This is a genomic window from Lentilactobacillus rapi DSM 19907 = JCM 15042 (genome assembly GCF_001436255.1).
GTDB classification, from domain to species: Bacteria; Bacillota; Bacilli; order Lactobacillales; family Lactobacillaceae; genus Lentilactobacillus; species Lentilactobacillus rapi.
The window spans coordinates 1-601 of sequence record NZ_AZEI01000045.1 but is presented as its reverse complement, the minus strand read 5'-3'; the positions used below and the strand labels follow the sequence as shown (position 1 = coordinate 601).

Sequence of the window (601 nt, the reverse complement as noted above, 5' to 3'; positions counted from 1 at the left end):
AGGTAAGTAACCAGGTTAGTCGCCAAACGCGGCCCTCAGGCATCCGGAAGCGCTGTGTCGACGTTCTAAGAGCGGCCGAATTATCGTATCCAGCAGTTTCATCTTCCTCAGTGATGATCGAAATTATTCGGCGTTACTGCGATCAAATCGAAAGCTTAAACTCCGAAATCAAGTTATTGGTTAAGGAATTGATTAAAACTGCTGGACAATCTAATCAGTTTTCGATCCTTTGTTCAATCCCTGGAGTTGGCCAATTATCTGCGGCCCTCTTGATGGGTGAGCTCGGTGATATTAATCAGTTTAAAACGTATAAGCAACTGAATGCTTATGCCGGGATTGATACCCGCCATTATCAATCTGGTAAAACTGAAAAAGCTGACATAATTACGCGTCATGGTAGACCAAGGGCTAGGTTGGTAATGTATCAAATTATCGTTGGTATGCTTTTAAACCAGCAACGGACACCATCGCACATTACAGATTATTACTACAAAATGAAACGACAACCATTTAACAAGAAGCACATGGTTGCCGTTACCGCATGTATGAATCAACTAACAAGGACAATTTGTAATTTGGTCCACACAAACCAAAAATACGA

Annotated in this window: 1 protein-coding gene; it reads left to right on the top strand. The window is 41.8% G+C overall.

Annotated features, from left to right (window positions below; all coding sequences use genetic code 11):
• Window positions 1-601: transposase (locus tag FD12_RS05905; RefSeq protein WP_156404071.1), on the top strand; the 601-nt coding region annotated here is incomplete at both ends.